Annotated in this window: 21 protein-coding genes; 9 read left to right on the top strand and 12 right to left on the bottom strand. The window is 69.3% G+C overall.

All coding sequences use genetic code 11. The features are described from left to right. Positions 1-318 precede the first annotated feature (318 nt). Both L942_RS33845 and L942_RS33840 read left to right on the top strand, forming a co-directional pair. Complete coding sequence (locus L942_RS33845; protein WP_037368094.1) at positions 319-1284, top strand: TerC family protein; 966 nt, start codon at positions 319-321, stop codon at positions 1282-1284. Positions 1285-1322: 38 nt separating this feature from the next. Further along, positions 1323-3251, top strand: a complete 1929-nt coding sequence (locus tag L942_RS33840; RefSeq protein WP_037368091.1) for a S9 family peptidase — start codon at positions 1323-1325, stop codon at positions 3249-3251. Here the strand turns inward: L942_RS33840 and L942_RS33835 are convergent. The 3 genes from L942_RS33835 to L942_RS33825 all read right to left on the bottom strand — a co-directional run bounded on the left by L942_RS33835 (position 3244) and on the right by L942_RS33825 (position 5951). Continuing rightward, positions 3244-3900 carry an RES family NAD+ phosphorylase gene (locus L942_RS33835; protein WP_037368089.1) on the bottom strand — a complete coding sequence of 219 codons (657 nt, stop codon included), beginning with the start codon at positions 3898-3900 and terminating at the stop codon, positions 3244-3246. The two genes, L942_RS33840 and L942_RS33835, sit on opposite strands and share 8 nt — an antisense overlap. An 88-nt stretch (positions 3901-3988) precedes the next feature. Beyond that, complete coding sequence (locus tag L942_RS33830; protein WP_037368086.1) at positions 3989-4570, bottom strand: hypothetical protein; 582 nt, start codon at positions 4568-4570, stop codon at positions 3989-3991. 403 nt (positions 4571-4973) lie between these two features. Next, a complete protein-coding gene (locus L942_RS33825; RefSeq protein ID WP_037368081.1) occupies positions 4974-5951 on the bottom strand; it encodes a LacI family DNA-binding transcriptional regulator in 978 nt (325 codons plus the stop codon). Between the two features lie 92 nt (positions 5952-6043). Between L942_RS33825 and L942_RS33820 the strand changes: the two genes are divergently transcribed. After that, entirely contained in the window at positions 6044-7522 is a 1479-nt protein-coding gene (locus tag L942_RS33820) for an FGGY-family carbohydrate kinase (protein ID WP_037368078.1), read from the top strand. A gap of 1 nt (position 7523) precedes the next feature. On the opposite strand, the gene L942_RS33815 is transcribed toward L942_RS33820, so the two are convergent. After that, positions 7524-8297 carry an AraC family transcriptional regulator gene (locus L942_RS33815; protein ID WP_051166441.1) on the bottom strand — a complete coding sequence of 258 codons (774 nt, stop codon included), beginning with the start codon at positions 8295-8297 and terminating at the stop codon, positions 7524-7526. A 38-nt stretch (positions 8298-8335) separates the two neighbouring features. Between L942_RS33815 and L942_RS33810 the strand changes: the two genes are divergently transcribed. The 3 genes from L942_RS33810 (at position 8336) to L942_RS33800 (ending at position 10338) form a co-directional block, all read left to right on the top strand. Beyond that, positions 8336-8734 carry an NUDIX hydrolase gene (locus tag L942_RS33810; protein WP_037368075.1) on the top strand — a complete coding sequence of 133 codons (399 nt, stop codon included), beginning with the start codon at positions 8336-8338 and terminating at the stop codon, positions 8732-8734. 198 nt (positions 8735-8932) lie between these two features. Beyond that, entirely contained in the window at positions 8933-9412 is a 480-nt protein-coding gene (locus L942_RS33805; protein WP_037368073.1) for an MmpS family transport accessory protein, read from the top strand. Between the two features lie 155 nt (positions 9413-9567). Next, the gene (locus L942_RS33800; RefSeq protein ID WP_037368071.1) at positions 9568-10338 is read left to right on the top strand and encodes an ABC transporter permease; all 771 of its coding nucleotides are present in this window, start codon (positions 9568-9570) and stop codon (positions 10336-10338) included. Here the strand turns inward: L942_RS33800 and L942_RS33795 are convergent. Together L942_RS33795 and L942_RS33790 are read right to left on the bottom strand one after the other, a co-directional pair. Beyond that, positions 10314-11000, bottom strand: a complete 687-nt coding sequence (locus tag L942_RS33795) for a histidine phosphatase family protein (RefSeq protein ID WP_037368068.1) — start codon at positions 10998-11000, stop codon at positions 10314-10316. The two genes, L942_RS33800 and L942_RS33795, sit on opposite strands and share 25 nt — an antisense overlap. A gap of 23 nt (positions 11001-11023) precedes the next feature. Further along, positions 11024-12901 carry a Na+/H+ antiporter gene (locus L942_RS33790; protein WP_037368066.1) on the bottom strand — a complete coding sequence of 626 codons (1878 nt, stop codon included), beginning with the start codon at positions 12899-12901 and terminating at the stop codon, positions 11024-11026. 59 nt (positions 12902-12960) lie between these two features. Here L942_RS33790 and L942_RS33785 point away from each other — a divergent pair, with 59 nt between their 5' ends. Continuing rightward, positions 12961-14373 (top strand): carboxylesterase/lipase family protein, encoded by a 1413-nt coding sequence (locus tag L942_RS33785; RefSeq protein ID WP_037368064.1) that lies wholly within the window; start codon positions 12961-12963, stop codon positions 14371-14373. A gap of 43 nt (positions 14374-14416) precedes the next feature. On the opposite strand, the gene L942_RS33780 is transcribed toward L942_RS33785, so the two are convergent. The 4 genes from L942_RS33780 to rnhA all read right to left on the bottom strand — a co-directional run bounded on the left by L942_RS33780 (position 14417) and on the right by rnhA (position 18552). Continuing rightward, complete coding sequence (locus L942_RS33780; protein WP_051166440.1) at positions 14417-17056, bottom strand: glycoside hydrolase family 2 protein; 2640 nt, start codon at positions 17054-17056, stop codon at positions 14417-14419. Positions 17057-17216: 160 nt separating this feature from the next. Further along, on the bottom strand, positions 17217-17591 hold the full coding sequence (locus tag L942_RS33775) for a YchJ family protein (protein ID WP_037368062.1): 375 nt from the start codon (positions 17589-17591) through the stop codon (positions 17217-17219). Further along, the gene (locus L942_RS33770; RefSeq protein ID WP_037368060.1) at positions 17588-17941 is read right to left on the bottom strand and encodes a DUF1801 domain-containing protein; all 354 of its coding nucleotides are present in this window, start codon (positions 17939-17941) and stop codon (positions 17588-17590) included. The genes L942_RS33775 and L942_RS33770 overlap by 4 nt, the downstream gene beginning before the upstream one ends. A gap of 131 nt (positions 17942-18072) precedes the next feature. Continuing rightward, positions 18073-18552 (bottom strand): ribonuclease HI, encoded by a 480-nt coding sequence (gene rnhA, locus L942_RS33765; RefSeq protein WP_037368058.1) that lies wholly within the window; start codon positions 18550-18552, stop codon positions 18073-18075. Positions 18553-18644: 92 nt separating this feature from the next. Between rnhA and L942_RS33760 the strand changes: the two genes are divergently transcribed. Then, positions 18645-19430, top strand: coding sequence for a DUF1684 domain-containing protein (locus L942_RS33760; RefSeq protein WP_037368057.1), 786 nt, complete (start codon positions 18645-18647; stop codon positions 19428-19430). 15 nt (positions 19431-19445) lie between these two features. Here L942_RS33760 and L942_RS33755 read toward each other — a convergent pair whose 3' ends face one another. Continuing rightward, positions 19446-20099 (bottom strand): hypothetical protein, encoded by a 654-nt coding sequence (locus tag L942_RS33755; RefSeq protein WP_037368056.1) that lies wholly within the window; start codon positions 20097-20099, stop codon positions 19446-19448. A gap of 159 nt (positions 20100-20258) precedes the next feature. On the opposite strand from L942_RS33755, the gene L942_RS33750 reads away from it, so the two are divergent. Further along, on the top strand, positions 20259-21380 hold the full coding sequence (locus L942_RS33750) for a hypothetical protein (protein ID WP_037368053.1): 1122 nt from the start codon (positions 20259-20261) through the stop codon (positions 21378-21380). A 188-nt stretch (positions 21381-21568) separates the two neighbouring features. Here L942_RS33750 and L942_RS43365 read toward each other — a convergent pair whose 3' ends face one another. After that, on the bottom strand, positions 21569-24832 hold the full coding sequence (locus L942_RS43365) for a type ISP restriction/modification enzyme (RefSeq protein WP_158684578.1): 3264 nt from the start codon (positions 24830-24832) through the stop codon (positions 21569-21571). Between the last annotated feature and the right edge of the window lie 324 nt (positions 24833-25156).

Raw genomic sequence — 25156 nt, 5'->3', positions numbered from 1 at the left:
GGCGTTTGGGGTGAGCGGCGGGAGGGGCCTTCGGCCTGTCCCGCCGCTCACCCCAAACGCCGGCGCGATCCCGCCGTGCGGGTGGAGTGACGGAGAAAACACGGCCGGTCCGGTGATGTGAGCAACCTCGGCTGGCGTTCGCAGCCCGTAACCGGCAGACTGAACGCGCTGTGAGGGGAGTATTCCTTCGCGGCGGTGTCGTCAGCACGGCGACCCGGTGAGCCGTTCGCCGAGGTCCCCGGCACCGTCGGCCGGTTTCGCACCGGCGGGAGAGACCTCCGGTTAGTTGCTGCTGCGCACTATCCGGAGGTTTCTGAGATGACCGTCCCCCTGTGGCTGTGGTTCGCGACAGTCGGCGGGCTGCTCGCGCTGATCGCCCTCGACCTGGTGATCGTCGACCGCAAGCCGCACGAGGTGACGACCGGCGAGGCCGCGCGCTGGGTGATCTTCTACATCGCCTGCGCCGTCCTGTTCGGGGCCGGCGTCTGGTTCTTCGCCGGGCACGACCCGGGCGTCCAGTTCTTCACCGGGTACATCACCGAGTACTCGCTGAGCGTCGACAACCTGTTCATCTTCATGGTCATCATGGCCTCGTTCAAGGTGCCCGCGATCCACCAGCACCGCGTGCTGCTCGTCGGGATCCTGCTCGCGCTGGGCATGCGGAGCGTGTTCATCGCGGTCGGCGCGGCGCTGATCAACCAGTTCGTCTGGGTGTTCTTCGTCTTCGGCGCGGTGCTCGTGTGGACCGCGATCAGCATGCTGCGCGGCAACGGCGGCGAGGAGGAGTACCACGAGAACGCGCTCACCCGCTGGGTGCGCAAGCTCTTCCCGGTCACCGACGACTACCGCGGCCACAAGTACCTGGTGAAGGAAGACGGCAGGCGGAAGATCACCCCGATGCTGCTGGTGATCGTCGCGATCGGCTCGGCCGACCTGCTGTTCGCGGTGGACTCCATCCCGGCGATCTTCGGCATCACCCAGGAGGCGTTCCTGGTCTTCACCGCCAACGCGTTCGCGCTGATGGGCCTGCGGCAGCTGTACTTCCTGCTCGGCGGGCTGGTCACGAAGCTCGTGTATCTCAGCTACGGCCTCGCGGTGATCCTCGCCTTCATCGGCGCGAAGCTGGTCGTGCACGCGCTGCACGAGTACCACCTCGCGCCGGACTGGCTGGACATCAGCAACTGGATGTCGCTCGGCGTGATCGTCGTGGTCCTCACCGTGACCACGCTGCTGAGCCTGGCGAAGGCCAAGCGCGACGAACGGCGGGCGGTCGAGGCCAAATAGGTCGTTCGCCTTGCTAAAGATCGGGTACGGTCGTCGGCATGCGTCCTGCCGACATCGAAGCCCTCGTCGTCCCCGGCCGTCCCGCGCTGCGCGGTGACCTCCTGCTCGCCGCGGTGAGCAGTCCGGACCTGGAAACCGACCAGTACCGCAGCGCGATCCGGCGGATCTCGTTGTCCGGCGGCGAAACGCCGTGGACCCAGGGGCCGCGCGATTCGGCGCCGGCCATCTCGCCGGACGGCCGGTGGGTCGCGTTCCTGCGCGCGGGCGACGGCAAGGGCGCCGAGGGCAGCCCGCAGGTGCACGTGATGCCCGCGGATGGCGGCGAATCCCGGAAACTCACCTCGCTGCACCTCGGTGCGGACGCGCCGGTGTGGGCCCCCGATTCGCGCTGGCTCGCGTTCACCGCGCGGGAAGCCGAACCGGGCCGCTACGGCACCGAGGACACCGACGAGCGCACGCCGGAGCCCGCTGCCGAAGCACCGCGGCTGATCAAGCGGCTCGACTACCGGATCGACAACATCGGCTTCCTGCGCGACCGGCCGAAGCGGCTGTACGTGCTCGACACTTTCGAAGAGGGCGAGCCGGAAGCCGTGACGCCGCGCGACTACAGCGTCAGCCAGCCGGTCTGGACGCCAGACGGCGAGCGCGTCGTCGTGACCGTGCCGCACGACTTCGACCGGGCGGAAACGCGCGAGCACGACCTCGTCGCGTTCCCGGTCGACGGCGGCGAACCCGAGGTGCTGGCCGCCTGTCCCGGGTACGCCGATCAGCCGGTGTATGCGCCGGACGGCACGCTCTACTTCTTCGGCACGTCCCATGAGGACGGTGTCGTCGTCGCTTCCAACGCCGGTCTGTACGCGGTCGTGCCGAACGGGAAACCGCGGCGGCTGACCGATGTGGAGACCGTGGACGTCGAGCCCGGTTCCGGCCCGGCGATTCCGCGCGGCGACGAGGTGCTGGTCGCGGTGCGCAACCGCGGTGCGGTGGAGCTGCGCGCGGTTCCGACGGACGCGGACGGCGCGAAGCTGGACGACTTGCGCGTGCTGCACGCCGGGCACTCGGCGGTCCACGGATTCGCCGCGGACGGCGACACTGTCGTCGCGGTAGTGGCCAGTTTGGACACTGCGGGCGAGCTGGTGGTTCTGGGTTCCGAGGGGTCGCGCGTGCTCACGGATTACTCGAAGCCGTTGCGGGACAAGGGCCTTTGCGAGGTCGTGGAACTCGAAACGACCGCGCCGGACGGCTACCCGGTGCACGGCTGGCTCGTGCTGCCCGAGGGCGAGGGACCGCACCCGGTGCTGCGCGTGGTGCACGGCGGGCCGTTCGCCCAGCAGGAATGGACGGTGTTCGACGAGGCGCAGGTGTACGCGTCGGCCGGGTTCGCCGTCGTGCTCGGCAACCCGCGCGGTTCGGCCGGATACGGGCAATCGCACGGCACCTCGGTCGTGCACAACCTGGGCACCGTCGATGTCGACGACGTGCTCGCGCTGCTCGACAAGGCACTGGAGCGGCCGGACCTCGACTCGTCGCGGACCGGGATCATGGGCGGGTCCTACGGCGGGTTCATGACGAGCTGGGTCGCCGCGAAGCACCCGGACCGGTTCCGCGCGGCGTGGAGCGAGCGCGCGGTGAACGCCTGGGACTCCTTCGCGGGCAGCTCCGACATCGGCTACTACTTCGCCGAGGGCTACGTCGGCGCGGACCCCGGCGAGCAGCGGCGCCGCAGCCCGCTCAGCTACGCCGCGGACGTGCGGATCCCGTTCGCTGTCGTGCATTCCGAGCAGGACTGGCGGTGCCCGCTGGAGCAGGCGCAGCGGCAGTTCGTGGCGCTGCGCCAGGCCGGTGTCGAGACGGAGTTCCTGCTGTTCCCCGGCGAGGGGCACGAGCTGACCCGCTCGGGCAAGCCGCGGCACCGGGTGCAGCGGTTCGAGGCGGTGCTGGCCTGGTGGGCCCGGCACCTCAGCTGAGCAGCGTGTAGTTCAGCTCCTCGCACACCCGGCCGAGCGGCACGTCGAGCCCCGGATGGTCCAGCGGAAGCAGGACGTCCGGGGCGATCGGCAGCGCCGCGCCCGCGGGCGGGTCCCACAGGCACACCGCGGGCTTGCCCGCGTCCATCGACGAGCGATACCAGAGCCCGTCGAGGTCCGGCATCGCGCCGCGGATCGCCCGCGCCCACGCCTGGGTGATCTTCTTCGGGCCGCTCGAGATCTCCTGCGACGCGCCGACCCGCGTCGGCCACAGCCCGGTGAGGTCGAGCAGCCGCAGCACCCGCGTCGGGCGCACCACAACCAGCCGCGGCCCGCGCGTCGTGCGGTCCACCGTCGAGGTCGTCTGGAACACCTCGGCGACGCTCGTGCGCACGGTCAGGCCGAAATACAGCACGCCGTTGCCCGGGTCGGTGACCGGGCGGCCGCCGCGGCCGGGCGTCTGCTGGTCGAACCGGCCGTGCGGGAGCGGGCCGGTGTAGCGGAAGGTGTTCCACTGCTGCGGATGGTTGCCGTGCGCGGTGAAAATGCGGACCAGCCGGGTCTCGGGCTGCACCGAAACCACGTCGTGGTCGCGGTCCAGCCCCTTGACCAGGGCAGACCGCGCCGGAGGCGAGGGGAGCCGGGCCATGCGGAGGAGGTCGTCCGTCCTGTGTCGGGGCGGGGGCGGGCCTGCGCCGCGGCGGGCGCGGCGGTGCGCAGGCGGGAAGGTCAGCGGGTCAGAACGGCGAGCCGAGGGTGGCGACCAGCCGGGCCACCTGCTCGGGGTCGCCGCCGGCGAGCAGCCACTGCCGCGGCGTGGCCGGCCGGTCGCTGATCACCAGGTCGGACTGCGGGGTGTTCATGAACGCGGCGACGACCAGCGCGGGCTGGTCCTCGGGCACCGCGCGCAGCACGGTTTCCAGCCCGGGCAGCACGCCCGCGCCGTTGAACTGCCACGCGGGCAGCCGCCAGCCCTGGTCCTTCCAGCCGGTGAGCCTGCCTTCCTTGAGCCGGTGCCGGATCCGGCTGTCGTCGACGTTCAGCATTTCGGCGGCCTGGCCGACCGACAGCGCGGAATCGGCGAGCACGGCGTGCGCGGCGACGGTGCGCGCGCGGAAGTCCGGTTCGCTCTCGTCGCGCGGGCTCAGGTCGAGCCCCGCGTCGGCGAGCGCGGCCTGCTGGTCGGGGGAGAAATAGTGCGAGGGATCGGGGTTGGGCGGCGACAGCCTGCGGGCCGCGTCCTCCACGAGCGTGAGAAACTCGTTCGCGTCGGCCTTGAGGCCGGCTCTGGCGAGAACGTTCTCCAGGGCTATCGACATACGCTCAGCCTAGCGCGTGTGTGCGGGTTCGTGCGGTTTCTCGCCTTGTTGTGGGTGAATTCACCAAAGATCGACACGTATCGCACAGAAGTAAACACTGCGCGTAGGCGAGTTCGGGACAGTCTGCCCCGCTCCGGGTGCCTTGTCCAGGCTTTCGAGTGCTTGACACTCCCGGGCCGCCGATTTACGTTGCGAACGAGTAATCGGTTTCCCGCCCTCGGGTGCGGCCCGTGCTCCGCCGTCCGCGGCGGAAGCTGGGGGGACAGGGGGTGGGGCGTGCCTGGCGGCTCGGCGGATCTCCGCCGGGCCGCCAGGCACGTCGTTTCCCCCCGGATTTCGCCGCTCGCCCGGAGGGGTCCGCCGGATTTCGCCGCGCCCTCCGGTTTCGCCGAAGCGGCCGGGTTCAGCGGTGCGAGCTCCGCCGGTCGATCAGCTGCGCGTCCAGGGTGGTGGTGACCGGTTCGCGGGTGCTGTCGCCGATGCGGGCCAGCAGCAGCTGCGCGGCGACCCGGCCGATCTCGTACGCCGGCTGGGCCACGACGGTCAGCGGCGGGTCGATCAAGGTCGTCCAGGGCGCGTCGTCGAACGAGACGATGCCGATGTCGCGCCCGGCCCGCAGGTTCCGCTCCGCCAGCGCCTCCAGCACCCCGATCGCCATCGTGCTGTTGGCGACCAGCAGCGCGTCCGGCGGTTCCGGCTGGTCCAGCAGGTCCCCGGCGGCGCGCCGGGCGCCTTCCGCGCGGTACTCGGCGCGGCGGAAGACCGCGTTCTCCTCGCCGACCGCGTCGAGGTAGCCCGACAGCCGGTCGTCGGCGGTGCGCACGCCGGACGGCCCGGTCAGGCACGCGACCCGCCGGTAGCCGTTCGCGACGAGGTGCCGGGCCGCCTGCCGGGCGGCGCGGCGGGTGTCGACGAGCACCTGGTCGCCGTCGGTGCCGGGCAGCGGCCGGTCGACCGCGACCACCGGGATGCCGAGCCGGCGCAGCCGCGTGACGTTCGTGGCCGGGCCGGTGGGGGACAGCAGCACGCCCGCGACGCGTTCCTGCAGCGCGACGTCGAGATAACGGCGTTCCTTGTCCTCGTTCTCGTCGGAATTGCAGAGCACGACCGAATAGCCGGACACCTGCGCGAGGTCCTCGACCCCGCGCGCGATCGAGGTGAAGAACGGGTTCTCGACGTCGGAGATGATCAGCGCGAGCACCGCGGTCTCCTGGCGGCGCAGGTTCCGGGCCAGTCCGTTCGGGTGATAGCCGAGCTCCTCGGCGGCCTCGAGCACCCGGGCGGCCAGCTCGGGATCCACTGTGGACTTGCCGTTCAGGGTCCGCGACACCGTGGCGGTCGAGACGCCTGCCCTGGCGGCGACGTCGCTGATCGTGGCCACCGAGCCTCCTCGTCCTGGCTTCCTTGACACCCCGGAGACCGCAGAATACCGTCCCGGTAATCGTTTACCGTCCGATTGTCGGGGGAGCTGCGATGCAACCGGGCCCGTTGCTCGGCATCGACATCGGCACGTCCAGTTCGAAAGGCGTCCTCGTGGGTGCGGACGGCACTGTACTGGCGCGCGCCGCCCGCCCGCACAGCACCTCCCGCCCGCGCCCGGGCTGGTTCGAGCACGACGCCGAAACGGTGTGGTGGGCCGCGTTCTCCGAGCTGGTGCGCGAATTGCTGGCCGGCGGGCGGGAACCGGCCGGGCTCGCGGTGAGCGGCATCGGCCCGGTGCTGCTGCCCGCCGACGGCGACGGCCGCCCGCTGCGCCCGGCGATCCTGTACGGCGTCGACACCCGGGCCGGCGCGGAAATCGCCGAGCTGACCGCCGAACTCGGCGAAGAGTCCATTGTGGAGCGCTGCGGCAGCGCGCTGTCGAGCCAGGCGGTCGGCCCGAAGTGGCGGTGGCTGTACCGGCACGAGCCGGACGTCGCCGCCCGGGCCCGGCAGTTCCTGATGGCGAGTTCGTACCTCGTGCGGCGGCTGACCGGCGAATACGTGCTCGACCACCATTCGGCCAGCCAGTGCGACCCGATGTACGACCTGCGCGCGGGCGGCTGGGCGGAGGACTGGTCCGCGCTCGTCGCGCCCGGGATCGACCTGCCGCGGCTCGCCTGGCCGACCGAGGTCGCCGGCACGGTCACCGCGCGGGCCGCCGCCGAGACCGGATTGCCGGCCGGGCTGCCGGTCACCTGCGGCACGATCGACGCGTGGGCCGAGGCGGCCAGCGCGGGCGTGCGCGAGCCCGGCGACACGATGGTCATGTACGGCACCACGATGTTCCTCGTCCAGGCGGTCGCCGAGGCCCGTCCGGTGGCCGGATTGTGGGCCACGCGCGGGGTTTCGCCGGGCAGCTACTCGCTGGCCGCGGGAATGGCGACGTCCGGCGCGATCACCGACTGGCTGCGGGAACTCTTCGACGGGGATTTCGCCGAACTGGTCGCCTCGGCCGGCCGGGTCCCGGCCGGAAGCCGCGGGTTGGTGATGCTGCCGTACTTCGCCGGCGAGCGGACTCCGGTGCCGGACCCGGCGGCGCGCGGGGTGATCGCCGGGCTGACCACCTCGCACGGCCGGGCCGAGCTGTACCGCGCGGCCTTGGAAGGGACGGCGTACGGCGTGCGGCACAACCTCTCCGCGATGGGCGGCCCCGCGCGCCGCTTGGTGGCGGTCGGCGGCGGCACGCAAGGGCGGGTGTGGACGGAGATCGTGAGCGACGTGACCCGGACTCCGCAGCATCTCCCGACGGAAACAGTCGGCGCGTGTTTCGGGGACGCGTATTTGGCGGCGGTGGCGATCGGGCTGGAGCCGGACATCGAGGCGTGGAACCCGGTCGCCGAGGTAATCGAGCCGGATCCGGTGCGCGCGGATCTCTACGACGAGTTCTATGCGCACTATCGCGCGTTGTATCCGGCGACCGTCGAGACGGCGCATTTCCTTGCGCGGCACCAGGACTCGGCGGCCGAGTGAGTCACTTGCCGAAGCAGACGCGCGGGGTGAGGCCGGTGAGCGCCCGGCAGTCGCGCGTGAGGTGCGGCTGATCCGCGTACCCGGCGGCGACGGCCAGGTCGGCGAGCGTCGTGGCGGCGGGGGCCAGCGCGATGGCCCGTTGGAGGCGGAGGACGCGCCGGTAGGTGGCCGGGCCGTAGCCGACCGCGAGGGTGAAGAGCCGGCGCGCCTGTCGCTCGCTCCGACCTGCTTTCGAGGGGCCGACAGGACGCCACGCGGACGGCTGGCCGACGTGGCGGACAGCTCGCGTGCCCGGGCGCGGCTCGGCCGTTCCTCGGCCGCGGCCCGGAATTCCGGCACTCCCCGCGGCTTCCGCGGCGAGCTGGGCCAGCATCCGCTCCACCACCGGATCCACCGCGGCTGCCCGCTCCGCCGCGACCCCGGCCATCGCGTCGGCGAGGTCTCGGCCGCTCAGGATCTCGTCGGCGAGCGTCGCGCCGCGGCGGTTCCAGAGGTCCGCCAGCGAGACCCGGCTGTCGCGCAGCTCGTCCGCGCCCACGCCGAGCATCGCGGCGGCCGCGCCCGGACGGAAGCGCAGGCCGCGCAGCCGGGCGCCGGGCGGGAACGCCGACATCCACGCCGTCGTGTCCGGTCCGGCCACGAAGACCTGACCGGCGCCGGCGACGAGGTCGACGCAGCCGTCCGGGACGATCCGCTTCGGGCCGGGCTCCGCCGACTCCCAGCGGCACCGCACGAGGCGGCGCAGCGAGCGCGGCGGCGGGCTTTCGGAGTACACCCCGCGATCATGCCTCGCGGGTACGACAGAATGCGTGCATGACCCCGATCGATGCTCTGGCCTGGGTCCACGTGCGGGACCGGCGGCTGCTGTCCGTGCGCACCAACGGCAAGGAAAAGTTCTATCTCCCCGGCGGCAAACGCGAACCCGGCGAAGGCGACGTCGAGGGGTTGTGCCGGGAAATCCGCGAGGAACTCGGCGTCGCGCTCGACCCGCTCAGCTTCCGGTTCTTCGCGCTGCTCGACGAGAAGGCCGACGGATTCGCCGACGGCCGCCGCGTCCGGATGACCTGCTACACCGCCGACCACACCGGCGAACCGGAGCCGTCGGCCGAGATCGCCGAGGCCGCCTGGCTGCGCGCCGCGGACGCCGCCGCCTGCCCGCCCGCCGGACAGCGCGTGCTGCGGATGCTGGCCGAGGCCGGACTGGTCGACTGATCACCCTGCGTCAACCGGGGGACGCGCGAGCGTTATCGGCATCGTGCGTGGTGGCCGTGGTCGGGAGTGCACGGCTCCTACCCCCATCAGGGTGAATAGAAGCCAGTTTTCCCGGGTTGGCTAACGCCGTGTAACGGTCTGGCGAAGAACCAGACGTCGCACTCGCGGGAAGTGCGCTCGAGAAGAGAAGACCTCTCCATGGGTGTTCCTGGCGCGACCCGGCCCACGGCGGCCCGGGGGGAATCGGGCAGGCTGCGGCCGCTCGGAAGCGCGGTGGTCGTGGCCGGCGTCATCGCCGTCGCGGTCACCGTCGCGTGGTACGTCATGCCGAAAGCGACCCCGGACCGGCCCGCCCCGGCCGCGTCGGTGCCTTCGGCGACCGTCGAACCGGTCACCGTACGCGAAGTGACCCGGACGGTCGTCTACGAACTGGCCGGCGAGGACGTCGCGCACAACCTGACCTACGTCGCGGCCGGCGGCGACCTCGAACAACAGGCCGAGGTACGGCTGCCCTGGTCGGTGACGGTGCAGCGGAAGGCTCCCGCCGAGCAGCCGGTGTTCAGCAGCCTGGTCGCGCAGAGCACCGGGGCGCTGCTGTGCCGGATCCGGGTGGACGGGCACGTGGTCGCCGAGAAATCGGTGGCGGGGGAGGGACGGCAGCTCAGCTGCAGCGCCTGACCCGCGGACAGTCCGCAGCTGTCCGGTCCGGGGCCGCGCGATGCCGCGTTCCGTGAAGGGCTCCTTGCCGGAATCAGATTCCCGCAAGGAGCCCTTCACGGACTTCCGCGGGAGCGAAGCGGCCCCGCATCCCGGCCTGCGGCAGGATCATCACCGTGAACGGTGCGATCGGATTCGGGCCCGCGCTGATCGCCGTGCTCGTGGTGCTGGCCCTCGCGGGCGCGGCCGTCGTCCGGTTCGGGCAGCTCGGGCAGGGGCGGGCGGTGCTCGTCGCGGCCGTCCGGGCCGTCGCGCAGCTCGCGCTCGTTTCCCTGGTCATCACGGTCATCCTGCGTTCGGACTGGCTGACCGCGCTGTTCGTGCTCCTCATGTTCTCCATCGCCGCCGCGACGTCCGCGAGCCGGATCGGGGTGCCGCGGCGGATCGGGTGGGTCGCGCTGCCGCTGGCGGCCGGCGTCCTGCCGGTGCTGGGGCTGGTGCTCGGCTCCGGCGTCGTCCCGGCGAAGCCGATCTCGATCGTGCCGGTCGCGGGGATCGTGATCGGCGGTTCGATGACGGCGACCTCGCAGGCGGCGCGCCGTGCGCTCGACGAGCTCAAGCAACGCCACGGCGAGTACGAAGCCGCGCTCGCGCTGGGTTTTCTGCCGCGGCAGGCCGCGTTGGAGATCTGCCGTCCGTCGGCGGGGCACGCGCTGATCCCGGCGCTCGACCAGACCCGCACTGTCGGCCTGGTGACGCTGCCGGGCGCGTACGTCGGTGTCCTGCTGGGCGGGGCGAGCCCGCTGCAAGCCGGCACGACCCAGGTGCTGGTGCTGATCGGGCTGCTGGCCGCGGAGGCGGTCGCGGTGCTGGTGACGGTGGAACTCGTCGCGACGGGGTGCCTCCGCCGCGACGAGCCGGCTCAGCCGAGCGGCGCGGCCAGGTGAGACCGGTCGTTGAAGCCGCGGATCAGCCAGTTGTCGCCGTGCACCACCAGGTGCGAGATGGATCCGTTGTCCGCGCCCAGGAACGCGAACCGTTCCAGGGAGCGGCTCGCCTGGGCGAACGCCTCGCCGATCACGCCGCCGTGGGTGAACACCGCGACGCGCTGGTCCGGGTGCGCGGCGGCGATGCGCGTGAGCGCGGCCCGGATCCGGCGGCCGAACGCTTCGTCGGATTCCGCGCCGGGAAGGACGTCCCAGCGCTGCTCCTCCCACAGCTTCCGCGCCAGCGGATGTCCCTCCGCGGTGTTCTTGCGGAACAGCCCGTTTTCCCATTCGCCGAGGTAGATCTCGCGCAGCTCCGGCTCGACGGCCGGGGTGAGGCCCAGCTTTTCCGCCAGCGGCGCCGCGGTCTGGGCGGTGCGCCGCAATGTGGTCACGTACAGCGCGTCGATGCGTTCCGAGGCCAGCCGTTCGCCCACGCGCACGGCGTGGTCGCGGCCTTCCGGCGCGAGGTCCGGGTCGGCCTGGCCGTCGACGAGATCGAACGGCTCGCTGAGCCGTTGCGGCATCGATTCCCCGTGGCGCACCAGGAAGATCTCGGTGGCTCCCGCGGGCGGGCTGAAGCGGTGCTGGCGGTACTCGACTTCCTGTTCGGGCGTGCTCATGCCCCCGACCCTAACCGGTCGGCTCAACCGAGCTGCTTGTCCACGAAGCACCATCGCCACGTCTCGCCCGGCTCGAAGCTGCGCATCACCGGGTGCAGGGTTTCGTGGAAGTGCTGCGAGGCGTGTTTGCCCGGCGAGGAATCACAGCAGGCGACGTGCCCGCACTTGAGGCACATCCGCAGATGCACCCAGGTCAGCCCGGCCTCGAGGCATTCGGCGCAGGAATCCCGCGAGCTGGGCTCCTTGTCCGGCCAGTCGTGTTTCAGGTGCTTGCACGACCCGGCCGTGGCGGCGGGCGTGCTGAGTTCGCGTTCGGCCACCGGGGGTTCCTCCTCTTCGCGGTCGAGCATGGATTCTTCGATGTCGAGCCGGGCCAGCACGCGGCGCAGCACCGCGTCGTCCGCGGTGCCTCGGTCGCGGGCCTTCAGGAACACTTGGCGTTCGGCTTCGAGCAGCTGGACGCGCAGCCGACGGTAGGCGTCGCTCGGGGTTTCGGCGAGCGTGCTCTGCCGGCCGAGCTGTTCCCACGCGGCGTCGGACCGGCCTTGCAACCGGTCGCGCAGCCGCTCGATCACCTCGGGCGGGTCTTCCGGGCGGCGCAGTTCGTCCAGCTTCGCGAGCGCGGCGCGAGTCATGTCGTGCAGCACGGCGGCTTCCTGCAGCGCGTCCTCCGCCGGGTCCGGACGCGGCAGCCGCAACCGGCGGATCAGCGGCGGCAGGGTCATGCCCTGCACCACAAGCGTCCCGGCCACCACTACGAACGCGGCCAGCACCAGCACCGCGCGCTGCGGGGTGTCCGCGGGCAGCACGAACGCGGCGGCGAGCGTGACGACGCCGCGCATCCCGGCCCACGCGATCACCGCCGAATACCGCCACGGCCACACCTTCCCGCGTTCCACGCCCAAGGTGTCCAGGAGGCGTTTCACCACGCCGATTCCGACCATCCACAGCATCCGGGCGAGGATGGTCGCGGCGAGCACCGCCGCGCAGATCCCGGCGAGCTGCCCCAGCGACAGCCCGCTCTTGCCGACCTCGTGCAGGATTCCCCGCACCTGCAGGCCGATCAGCAGGAAGACCATGTTCTCCAGCAGGAACTGGACAGTCTCCCAGTTCAGCCTGCTCGCCAGCCGCGACGGCCCGGACTGGATCCGCGGCGTCTGGTGCCCCTGGATGAGCCCGGTGACGACGACCGCGAGCACCCCGGATCCGTGCGCCGCTTCCGCGAGCAAGTACGCCGCGAAGGGGACCGCGAACGACAGCGCGGTGTCGGTGAGCGTGTCTTCCAGCTTCGCGCGCACGTACGTCACGATCAGCCCGACGACGAAGCCCACGACGATCCCGCCGACGGCCGCGAGCAGGAAGTCGAGACCGACCTGCCAGAGGCTGACCGCGCCCGCGATCGCCGCGATCGCGGTCCGCAGCGCGACGAGCGCGGCGGCGTCGTTGAACAGGCTTTCGCCCTCCAGCAGCCGGACGAGCTTGCGCGGCATCCCGACCCGTCGCGCGACCACGCTGGCCGCCACCGCGTCCGGCGGCGCGACGACCGCGCCCAGCGCGATCCCGGCGGCCAGCGGCAGTCCCGGCACGACCAGCCACGCGACCAGCCCGACGCCGAACGCGGTGAACACCACGAGCCCGACCGACAGCAGCGCGATCGGCCCGCGCAGCTTGCGGAACGCGACCAGCGAAGTCTGGATCGACGCCGAGTACAGCAGCGGCGGCAGCAGTCCGATGAGGACGATCTCCGGGTCCAGTTCGTACTGCGGCACCCCGGGGATGAACGACACCCCGACGCCGACCGCGACCAGGCACAGCGGCGCCGACCAGTCCATCCGGCGCGCGACGACGGTCACCAGGAGGACCGTCAGGACCAGCGCCACCAATTCCGCTGCGATTTCCACCGCACAATCATCGCCCGCGGCCTCGGAACGCGCGCACGGACCGGCGTTAGGCTGCGGCCGTGACGACAGTGGAGACGCGGGCCGGTGCCGTCCGCGGCGAGGTGCGGGACGGAGTCGGCGTTTTCCTGGGGGTGCCGTTCGCGGAGCCGCCGGTGGGGGAGCTGCGCTTCCGTCCGCCGATGCCGGTGGCGTCCTGGACCGGAGTGCGCGACGCGACGGAGTTCGCGGGCAAGGCCCCGCAGCCCGACGTGACCGGGAAACGCTTCGTCGGCGACGAGGACTGCCTGTACGTCAATGTGTACGCACCCGAAGCGCCCGGTTCATACCCGGTGCTGGTGTGGATCCACGGCGGAGGCGGGGTGCTGGGCTCGCCGCACCAGTTCGACGCGTCCGCGTACGCCCGCCACGGCGTGGTCGTCGTGACCGTCGGGTACCGGCTCGGGGTACTGGGCCTGCTCCGGCTGCCCGGCGTTTCGGACGGGAATCTCTCGCTGCACGACCAGGTGCTGGCGCTGGAATGGGTTCGCGACAACGTGGCCGCATTCGGCGGCGACCCGAAGCGCGTCACGCTCGCCGGGCAGTCCAACGGCGGCCGCACTGTGGGGACGTTGCTGGCGGTTCCGGCGGCACGCGGGCTGTTCAGCCAGGCGATCGTGCAGAGCGGCACTGGCGTCGGGTCCGTCGTGCACACCCCGGACGAGGCGGAAGCGGTCGGCGAAGCGGTGCTGGCCGAGCTAGGCGGCGCGGACCTGTCCACGTTGCCGGTCACCGAGATTTTGACCGCGCAGCAACGGGTCACGGCCCAGCTCGGCACGCTCGTGCCGTACCGGGTGGTGGTCGACGGAGATCTCCTGCCGCGGCGGCCCGGCGAAGCGGTGGCGGACGGGGCGGCGCGAGAGGTCCGGATCCTCACCGGCACCACGGCCGACGAGCAGGATCTGTTCTCCTGGCTGCAAACCGGCGGAGCGAAACTGCTCGGTGCCGGCTCGACGATGCTCGAGCCCGACGTGCTCGCCCGGATGACCGAGGCGTACCGGGAGCTGCTGCCGGACTGGCCGGAAGACCAGCTGGTGAACCGCGTCCGCACGGCGGGGGACTGGTGGCTGCCGTCCATCCGGCTCGCGGAATCCCAGCACGCGGCGGGCGGCACGGCGTGGATGTACCGGCTGGACTGGCGGATCGCGCCGCGCGGGAAGGGGCTCGGCGCGGCGCACGGGGTGGACCTGCCGTTCGTGTTCGACGACGTCGGCAACCCCAACTGGCGCTTCCTGTTCGCCATCGCCCGCCCCGATCCGGAGCGGCTGCGGGCGATGGCGAAGGAGATGTTCACGACCTGGGTCCGGTTCGTGGCGACCGGTGACCCGGGGTGGGCGGAGTATGCACCGCAGGACCGCGTGACCCGGCTGTTCGACGACGTCAGCGAGACGGTGTCGGATCCGGACGGGGAGCAGCGGCGGTTGTGGGACTCGTGAGCGGCAATTCCGGTTAGAACCGGAATTGCCGCTCACGACGTGCTCAGCCGCGGACGGTCTGCGTGCCGGTGTTCCAGCCCGCGACCCGCACCGAGGGAGCCGAACCGTGCAGGTCGGCCGTGCGGTAGGTGGCGGTGAGCGTCACCGATTCGCCCGGCCACAGGCTGACCTGGTTGTCCGACCAGGTCACCGGGAGGACCGGCGCGCCCGCGCTGTCGACCACGTGCGTGTCCACCATGAAGGCCGGGGTCTTGCCCGACGAGGTGTTGGTGAGCTTCACCGTGGTGACCGTGGTGCCGTCCGGACCCGGTGCCGAGGTCGCCGTGGTGGTCACCTTCGCCGCGCCCAGTTTCGAGAGGCCGGACAGGTCCGCGTACGACGACGTCGGCGTGTAGTACCAGTCCGACTTGCTCCAGTCGAGCTTGTCGTCCTTGGTGGACAGCCAGTACACGTTCCGGCTGACCTCCTTGCCCGCCGAGTCGGTGAGCACCAGCTTCGCCAGGTACGTGGAGGAGAGCCCGCTGACCGAACCGATGTCGAGCGCCTTCGCGTGCGCGCCGCCGCCGTTGACCGAGAGGTCCTTCTTGGTCTGCGAGAACTTCTTCGTGCCGTCGGTGTTGAACAGCTCGACGGTGGCGGTCAGTCCGGACGCCTTCTTCGTGGTGGAGTTGACCACCTCAGCCGACTTCGTGTCGTAGGAGTACTGGATGTGCAGCGGCTCGTTCGCCTTCTTGGCCCCGAAGTAGGAGCCGTTCTGGTCGAGGTAGGCGTCGAACAGCTGCCAGTGCAGCGACGTCCAGCCGCTGTTGAGCATCCAGTAGACGAGCCCGGTCGACGGGTCCTTCGCGTCGGTGAAGTTGCGGGAGTGCGATTCGAACTCCGCTCGGACGTTCTCGTACTGCGCCAGCTGCGCCTTGCGGACGAAATCGTCCAGGCTCGTCGGCTTCCCGTAGCGGCCGGCCAGCGCGTCGCCGAAGATCTTCAGGTTCGCGAAGGTCTCCGACTCCGAGCGGTGGTACTGCGGCGCGGCCGGGTTCTTCCAGAGCGTTTCCAGCTCGGCGGGCGTCATCATCCGCTTGAGCGTGTCCATCGTCGGCAGGTCCGGCCCGGCGCTGGTCTCGGAGTTGAAGTTCCACGCGCCGCCCGCGTCCTTGTGCGCCTTGTCGTACCAGTAGTTCGGCGGGACGTAGTCGTACGGGCCGTTCATCTTCATCCCGGACGGGCCGAGCTTCGGCGACGCCTTGGCCGAAGCCGCGGAGATCACCGGCGCGGGCCAGTCCGCCGCGGACAGCGCGTCGAGGTAGCCCTTTTCGATCCGCGCGTCCGGCGCGAAGTCGCTGCCGATGTGGAACGACAGCACGCTCGGGTGGTCGCGCAGCCGCTCGGCTTCGGCGGTCATCGACGCCTTGGCGACCGGGTAGTCGGCCTCGGTCCACGGCTCGCCCTTCTCGTCGCCGTTGACCTGGCCTTCCCACTTGTCGCAGCATTCCCAGCCGGGCATGGTCAGCACGCCCATCCGGTCCGCGAGGTCGAAGAACGCGTCGGGTTCGATGTGGCCCTCGAGCCGCACCGTGTTGAGGCCGAGGTTCTTGACGTAGGCGAGCTTGTCCGCCGCCCGGCCGGCGTCCCAGCGCAGCAGCAGGTCGGGCGACCAGCCGCCGCCCTTGATCATCAGCGGCTTCCCGTTGACGACGTACTGCCGCCCGCCGCTGGGGTTGAGCGGTGCCTTGACGTCGCGGATGCCGAAGCTGGAGCGGCTCGCGTCGGAGGCGGTGCCGCCGACGGTCGCGGTCAGGTCCAGCTGCTGCATCGGCTGGCCGCCCATCCCGGCGGGCCACCACACCCGCGGCTGGTCGATGCCGACCACCGGGAAGGTGACCGTCTTCTTTTCGTGCGCGGCAAGGGAAACGTCCTGGCTGACCGGCCGTCCCGCGACAGTGCCGGACACCGTGGCGCGGACCGGCGCGTCGGAGTCGTTGCGCACGTCGGCCTTCGCGGTGAGGTCGGCGTGGTCGAGGGTGGGCACGTTCAGCTTCGTGACGACGTGCGCGCCGCGCAGCGCGACCGGGCCGCTGTGCCGGACGACGACCTCGCGCGCGAGCCCCATGTTCTGGTCCGGCGGGGTCTGCGCCCAGTCGATCCAGCCCATCGACAGGTCGTTGTTCGGGTCGTTCGGGTAGACCTTGAACGCGACGCTGTTGACGCCCTCGTGGACCTGCTTGGTCACGTCGAGGTCGTGCCGGGTGTAGGGGCCGTCGACCTCGTCCTTGGTCGCCACGCGGGTGCCGTTGACCCAGACGTCGGCCTTGGACAGCACGCCGCTGACGTCGAGGTAGGTGCGCTGCGAGGGGTCGGCGACCTTGATGTCGGCGCGGTACCACCACGGCACCTTGAAGTCCGCGGCGGGCACGTTCTTCATGTTCGTGGAGTAGAACGGATCGGAATAACGGCCGTTGGCGAGCAGCCCGGCGTAGACCGTGGACTGCGAGCCGACCGGGTACCAGCCCTTCGCGTCGAAGCCCGGCTTCGACACCGAGGCGTCGTCGGGCACCTTGGCCGACGACTGGATCAGGTAACCGGGGATCGCGGCCTGGCCGGGCTCCGGCCCCGCCGAAGCCGCCCCGGCGACGCCGGGGACCAGTGCTGCGGTCAGGGCGGCGACTGCTAGCAGCCGTCCGGGCATTCTTGGCCGGCGTGGGGTCACGAGCGGTCCTCCTCGGGCTCCTGGCGGCGGCAATTGTTAGTAAAGTTCCTTAACGATTGCCGGTGATCGTAGCCGCCCGGAGCGTCCGGGAACAGACCTCGGCGGGGTCTTTTCGCCCGATTTTCGCCCGCGGTTCCGGCTAGCGCGCGTCGACGTAGTACCAGCGCCCGCCCTCGCGGACGAACCGGCTGTTCTCGTGCTGCGAGTCGTCGCGGCCCTGGCAGCGGTAGTGCGCGCGGAACTCGACCGTGCCCTCGTTCTGCAGCAGCGAGCCGCCGGTCCGGCCGAGGATCTCCAGCCGCGTCCATTCCTGGGCGGGATCGAGCCGCAGCCGCTTCGGCCGGGTGCTCGGATGCCACGTGTCGAGCAGGTATTCGGGCTCTCCGACGGCGAACGCGCAGTACCGCGACCGCATCAGCCGCTCGGCTGTCGGGGCGTGCTGGTCGCCGCGGTGGAACCGGCCGCAGCAGTCGGCGTAGGGCTCGGGGAGCCCGCACGGGCAGGGGTTCGTCACGCTGATGATTCTGTCTCCAGCGCGAAAGCCTGCCGCGCCCAGGCGGTGATCTGCTTGGCGTCGACGTCCTCGGCGCTGCGCAGCTTCACGTGGGCCATCTCGCGGGCGCTGGGTTCGAGGCCGCCATCGTCGAGCAGCTGACCGCGCCAGAACGCGAGGGTCACGTAGGAGCTGTACGCCTTCGCCAGGCAGACCGGGTTCTTGTCTGCCTTCCAGGTGGGCGCGCCGTGGTAGAGCGCGGCCGGTGCGGGCATCGCGTCGTCCAGCACGGGCAGCAGGGCGGCGTAGACCTTGCTAAGCGCTTCAGGCTGCGCGGCGACGTACTCGGCGACGGTCGTGAACTTCGGCATGGCGTTGTCCTCTCGGCTTCTGGTGCTGTCGAGCCTGCCTTCCGATTGATCTTATTGTCAAGAATAATTTTTTTGTCGGTTGGCCTTGGCTCAGCGGCAAGGCCTGGTCAGTGCGGCGATTCGGGTGCGGCTCAGCCGCGCGCCCGGCGCACCCCGGCCGCGGCGGCTTCCTGCGAGCCCTTGACGGCGAGCTTGTCCGCGCGTTCGTTCTCCGGAAGCCCGGCGTGGCCTTTGACCCACAGCCACTCGACCTCGTGCTGCCGGCAGGCAGTGTCGAGGCGCTGCCAAAGGTCGGCGTTCTTGACCGGCTGCTTCGCCTGCGTCTGCCAGCCGTTCTTCTTCCAGCGAGGCATCCACTGGAGGATTCCGTTGCGGACGTACGTGCTGTCGGTGTAGATCCGCACCACGGACGTGCGCGTGAGGCTTTCCAGGGCGCGGATCGGAGCCATCAGCTCCATGCGGTTGTTGGTGGTGACGGTGTCCTCGGCTCCGTACAGCTCGCGCTCGTGCTTGCCGTAGCGCAGGAGCGCGCCCCAGCCGCCCGGTCCGGGGTTGCCGCTGCACGCGCCGTCGGTGTAGATCTCCACCGCTTGTTCCGTCTGCTCCGCCACCCGGGCGACCCTACCGTTCCCACGTGCTGGGAGCCGGAATGCCATGCCGGGGACGGTGTTGTGCCCTGCACACGGACGGAAGGGGCCCGGACATGGCAGTGGAGTTCGCGCAAGCGTGGCAGGACTGGAAGGCGGAGCGGGAGAAGACACTGGCCGATCCGTACGGCTGGCTCGCGCTGGTGTCGCTCGACTGGCTCGAGGATTCGCCGCGGACCTATCCCGGCTTGCCCGGCCGATGGTGGCAGGACGCCGAAGCCGCCTACGTCGATCCCGACGGCGGCGAGTTGCGGCACGAAGGCGCGTTGCTGACCGATGTCCACCGCTTCGAGCTGGTGAACAGCGGCGCGGGCACCCGCGTGACGGCGGGCTCGGTCGAAATCGAAGTCGCGCGCCGGTCCGGGTACCTGATCCGCGTGCACGACCCGAAAGCCCCGGTGCTGCGCGACTTCCACGGCGTCCCCGCATACGACCCGGACCCGGCGTGGGTGCTGACCGGCCGCTTCGAGCCGTTCGACGAACCGCGCCCGACCACGGTGGGTGCGGTGGTGGAGGGGCTGTCGCATGTCTACACCGCGCCTGGGCGAGTGGTCTTCGAACGCGATGGGGCGGAGTACGCGCTCACCGCGTTCAACGGCAAGACCGGCGGGTACAGCATTCTCTTCACGGACACGACGAGCGGCGTGACCACCTACGCCGCCAACCGCTCCCTGCCGGTCGCCGAGGCCGCCGCGGACGGGACCGTGACGCTGGACTTCAACCGGGCGGTGAACCTGCCGTGCGCGTTCACGGACTTCGCGACGTGCCCGTTGCCGCCGGAGGGGAATCACCTGCCGTTCGCGGTGGAAGCGGGGGAGAAGATCCCTTACGAGAGGCAGTGAGGGCTGGCTGAGCGGTCACTTGATCGGCTCAGCGCTGTCCCCGGCCAGGAGCAGCTGCGGCACTTGGGAAAGCGCCCAGCCGGACCCGGCCGGGGCCAGCACCCACACGAGGTCGAACCGGTCGTCCGGCCACTTCTTCGGCGCAGCCGCGCCGAACGCGGCGGCGAGTGCCGGGATTTCCTCGTGCTGCCAGCTGATCAGCGTTGGTTCGGTGCGGCGCGAGACCTCGGCGGCGAGCTGGGCTTCGCTGCCTTTGGCGTAAGTCGTGACGAGGCTTTTGCCTAGCCGTTCGGCCACCGGGGTGGCGGTTTCGCGCGGCCGGGTACCCTCGCCGCCGTCTCCGCCCGCGGCGTAGACGGCCGTCGGACGGGCGAGCCCGTCGCGGAGCGCGCCGGTCGACGGGGCGAACAGTTCGACGAGCGCGCCGGCCCGGGTCCAGCCGCGGACGGTCAGCGAATGCGAGTCGGCGTTGCCGTTCACGTCGATGCCCTGCGGTCCGCCCGAACCGGCGGGCTTCTCGCCGTGCCGGATGATCATCACCCGTGCGCCCGGCGCCGGTGCGGCCGCGGCCCGGGGATCTTGGCTCGCCGCGCAGCCGGCCACGAAGAGCGCCGCGCTGCCCGCCGCGCCGCCGAGCAGCGTCCGCCGTGACCACAAGCGACCTGTCATGCCGTCTCCCGCCTTCGAGTTGACCTTGACGTGTCGTACCGGTTATCGCGCCGCCCGGCGATGCTTCGGGCGCGATGTCGGCCGAATTCCCGTCACGCGGCCGGGGATTTTCCGTATCATCCCGGTGGACCGGGACGAATCGCACGGAAAGCAGGGTGGATGACCGCAGCACACGGGGAGTTGACGCTCCGGCTGGTCCCGGCCGAATTCCTGGCCCCCGGCGCCGCCCCGCCGCCCGAATTCGCGCCCGGGCTGTACGCCGTGGTGACGTTCGAGGTGCCGCATGGCGTGGAAGTGGACGAGGATTACCTGACCCGTTCGATCGACGATTCCCAGGGCACCCCGCTGGAACAGGCGGAACGGAATCTGGCCGCTCTGCCGGTCGAACGGCACGAAATCGTGCACGTCGCCGACGGCGGCGCATTTCATCTGCTGTCCGGGGAATCCGGGTCCATCGCCAGCCAGGTGCTGGTTTTCGACCAGCTGTACCGGAAACTGACCGGAAAAGAAGTTCCGGACGGTGGTTTGGTGTGCGCCATTCCCACGGACCGGCATTTGCTTTTCTTCCCGCAGGAGGAGGGTTCGTACGGCACGCTCACCGGAGTGGCCGAACGTGCGGCCGAACTGTTCGTCGAAGGCCCGCGCGAGCTGTCGCCGCACGTTTACCTGTGGCGCGCCGGGGAAATGACCCAGCTGACCGTTCAGCAGGGCGACGAGATCCGCTTCCGCCCGTCCGCCGACGTAGCCGCCGACGCGACGGAGGGCCCGCTCGCCGACGACCCGTCGGTGCCGCCGGATCCGCACAATTTCGTGTTCGTGACCCGGGTGCTCGGGTCGGCCGCCCTGGACTACGGCGCTCTCCTGCTCTCCGGGATGCGGGAGGGAAAGCAGGACCCCAACGAATACCTGGCGAAGGGCTGGGCGGACATCGGCGCCTACCTGCCGGCCGAGCAGCGCCGTCCGCTGGACCTCCCGCACGGCCGGCTGACGGAACTCCGCGGGCACGAAGTCCTGCTGGTCACCTTCGCCGGCCGAATCGAACCGGCCGAGTCCTATTTCGCGGCGATCGTGCGCCCCGCCGGCTCGCCCGTCTGCCGTTTCTTCACGCTGGCGAACGACGGCAGGTCCACCTCGCGGACGGCCCTGCTGGGGGAGTGGCAGGCGAGCGGATACGTACCTCTGCAGGAGGACGTGTTGGTGGACGAGGACGCGTTCCTGCAAGGGATCGCGGACGTGGTGGCCCCGCCGAAGCGCCGGGGGTTGTTCCGCCGCCGGCGGTGACCGACCAGCCGTCTGTGGACTGCGGCGTTCCCGATCCGGCCCAGGAAAATGAGGTGACGTACGCATCCGGACACCCGTGGCGATGGAACTCGTCGTTTCGCCCAGTCATGCACTGGTATCGGGTGTCCAAATCGGCCACGACCGCGAATCGCTGCCATGACTGCGTGTGACGGTTGTGGCCGAGGTCGTCAGGCGTCGCCGAAGAGGTTCTCCACACGGTCTGGCCTAGGCGGCTTCGTCGCAGCCTGCGGCACCGGCAGGACGCCGACCGCCGCGAGCTGTTCAGTCGTGATCAGGGGCCCAGCGACGATCTCGGACAGGAGCTTGTCCTGTTCCCGAGCAAGGGCGGCGCATCGTCCCACTACGTTAAGGAGGTTGAGCAGTTCGGTCGTCATGGAGGGACTCCATGCGGTGGCAACGATGTCGTTGAGTGGTGACGAGTGAGTGCCGTGCGGACTCTTCTTCCGGTATCCGAACCAATGCTTCACGACAGGCATGCCGGAAACCTCAAATGCCATGACCTCGGGCCGCACGGGCGAGATGAGGCCGTCGCCGACGTGCAGCTCGTGCTTCGCCGCGTCGTACTGAATCCTCTGTGGCATGCGATCCGGAGTGTCCGGAATGTCTATCTTGACAGTTGGCCTGGACGATTTCATACGCGGCGTTTCAGCGGGGCGGCCATCGTCGGGGTCCACGCAGCGTTCACCATACGTGTGCAGCCACACCACCTCTCTTCCCAGTGCTGTAGCGGCGCGCCATAAATCACGATTTCTGGTCACGGGTACACGTATTCCGGGGCGCTTAAGTTCTTCGGAAAAACGCCGGATAAAGCCGTCATGTGCTGTGACGGAGGCTAGGTAAGCCAGCAGATCTTCTGCGGTTACTGAATTTTCCATTTCTCGTGACAGCTCCCGAATAAGGCCGGGGGCAACATTAGGTTCCCTTCCGTGGCGATCCCTAAATAGTGGGATTACGCGGCCGCCGCGACCTGAGTGAGCATGCATGTCCGGAATTAGTGAAGAGAAAATCAGCGCAGGGCCAGCAGTGATAGGGTGGGCATGTTGTTCAACGATGAAGATTTGCTTTTCTGAGTAGGTATACCAGAGTGGAGGCCTTGGCGTGTCGTGCAATCTGCCGTCGGGGATAACCCACTTGCGATCGAATGATCTGTGCAAGATCCGAGTCAGTGGCGGGCACGGTCGATCCTCGGCCCCGATCGGGACGGCCCGGCCTGCCATCCCCGGAGTGGGCAGCTTTTCCGTGGTGACTTTGCTGTCGCGCGTCTCCTTCAACAGCGATGCCTTCTCGTGTGGTGAAGCATCGATCAGGGCGGTCCAACGTTCTTGCAGGGTGCTCGGTTCAGGTGCGTAGACCCACGTGCGGTTGGGTTTGACGCCCGGTGCTGCCCAGGGCAGGAGATCGATGACTGACGGCATTGCCGCCCACGCCTCGGGTTCACCGGGCTCGAACGGGGCATCCCAGTCGTTCGTGCACTGCAGCCAGCGAGCGTCATCGACCGTCAAGCCCTGGAGGGCGTTGATCTTGTCCGCTACTGTTCCCTCAATGGACGTGCGATGCACCCGTGCGGGCACGCTAGGTTCAGGTCCGCTTTTTCTGATGAACACTGCGACACAGATCGGCTGCTGATTCTCTCGGAAGAATCGTGTGCTCACCGGGGGCTGATGCCCCTCCGGTGTAAGGTCGACGATCCATCCTTCATCTGCTGTCCGACGAAGGTACTCACGCATCCCGGCAAAACCCGCGCCTGCTAGAAACCCGGCGGAACACACGAAAGCGACGACGCCCGAGGGGTGTCCAGGATGCGCGTCAAACGCCTTCCACGTCGCCCAACGCCAGAAGTAAACATACTTGTTGGAAAGCACGTACTCGAGACGCCCGTTGTCGGTCTTTCGGAACGCTTTCAGCCCGGGCGCGTCCCTGGTTGCACCCGACCTCTCGATCCACGGAGCAGTGCCGCCGGCTTTGTCGGCGTATGGAGGGTTGCCGATCACGACCATGACCGGTTCTTCGCGCTTCACCCTGTTGGCACCGCGTCGCGACCGCTCGATCGCTTCGTACATCTTCCCCAGTGGCAGTGTCTGTGCATCAGGGTCATCTAGCGTGTCTGCAAGGAATCGTCGCTCGCCGTGCGGCACCTCGGACCTATGCCGCTTCTTCAACAAGCTGTGCAGCCGCAGTTCGGCGACGGCGTATGGAGCAGCCTGGTTTTCGAAGCCGATCAGTCGGCTTGCTAACTCGCGAAGATGTGGGGCTACTGCGCCCGGTCCCTCTTCTTCGGCGATGGTCGCCGCGGCAGTGTTGACGACCTCAGCAAGGAAGCTTCCGGTTCCCATCGCAGGGTCGACCACTATCACGTCGGGCTCGGCGAAGCCGAGCCGACGGCCCAGCTTGCTCCTGAGCACTTCGTCTACGAATCGAGTAGTGAAGGACACCAAGCCTGCCGGAGTGTAGTAGACCCCGCTTTTGCGACGCAGGGCTGGGTCGTAATTTTCTAGGAAATTCTCATAAAGCATCGAATATGATTCATCTGGGAATGCGCTCCAGTCGACAGCGCTGAGCACCCTGATCATGGTTGTGAGCGCGATACTGAGCTCCTCTTCCGGTTGGTCGGTCAGTACTGTGAGTGCTCGTCCCATCAACGAGTGCTTTTTGCCAAGCAAGCGGGCAATCTCGTCGATCGAGCGGCCCTGAAAGCTGACTCCCTCGACTCTGGCCAGCAGCAGCGCGAACGTGATCGTCTGTGCGTACTGGTCGGCAAACTGTTCGTCGGTCAGGTTAGGGAAAAGGGCCTGCCGCCAGTCCGTGGCCAGCGCACTGAAATTCTGCTGGCGAGCTCGACCAGTTCGCTCTCGACTCAGCTCAGTGGCGACGTCGTCGCGGAGTAGGCGGCAGAGCCTCGAGGTGAGACGTACGAGCTCATTGAGCGAGCGTGGCCTCTCGGGTTCCCAAAGCAAGAAATCGGTCATGACTCGAGCGAAAACGCTATCCCGCGCATGCAGTTTCGCGCCGGCGTGGTTGACCCCCGGCGTCAGGTAGGCAACTTCGCCGCGTAGTTTGCCGTACTCGTAGCGCGCGAACTGTTCGCCATCGCTGTAGAGCACGTTCGGAAGCAGTTGAAATTTCTCCCATTGCTGCTTGTCGTGTGTCGAAGGTCTGGGCCACGTTCCGGGTACGCCGTGCCCGGGTTTCTTCAGTTCGACATACCCAATGCGGGCCCCTGCTACGTCGACTGCGTAGTCGGGCCGGAGAGACAAGTCCGGAAGCCTGGTTTCCCCGATTGTCGTGACCGGAAGTCCGAGGCTTTCCGCGATCGAAGCAAACATCTTCTCGAAAGGGCCGCGGAGATGATCTTCCGGGGAGCCCTGGCCGGTCAAAAGTTTTCGCGTTACTGCGCGGCCGAAGTCCGAGATGACCAGTTCAAGCTCCGCCACTCCGTTTGCTTGTGGAGTTCGCCGATCTCGACGCATGTCCGCCTCCTGGCACCCGATACGCCCGCTTACTTCAAGAAACATCGACTGGAACGATGTGTCAGCGGCTTAATGGGTGCGAGCGGAGACTTGCGCAAGCGCGTAGGGTCAACGACCTGCTAACTTGCTTCACTTCTGTACCAGGTCTAGGTCGATTGGTGTCTCACTTTGCAGCCGTTCGAGTGGATATTTGCCGGAAACTCCGTCGCGGACGATCTCAGGTGTCTAGTACTCCAGCTGTAGTTCGTGATCGGGTGCTGGTTGTTGGTGTCGCTGCTGGTAGTGGCT

The sequence above is a fragment of the Amycolatopsis orientalis DSM 43388 genome (genome assembly GCF_000411975.1).
Lineage (GTDB): Bacteria > Actinomycetota > Actinomycetes > Mycobacteriales > Pseudonocardiaceae > Amycolatopsis > Amycolatopsis orientalis_D.
This window is presented reverse-complemented; position numbering and strand designations above follow the sequence as displayed.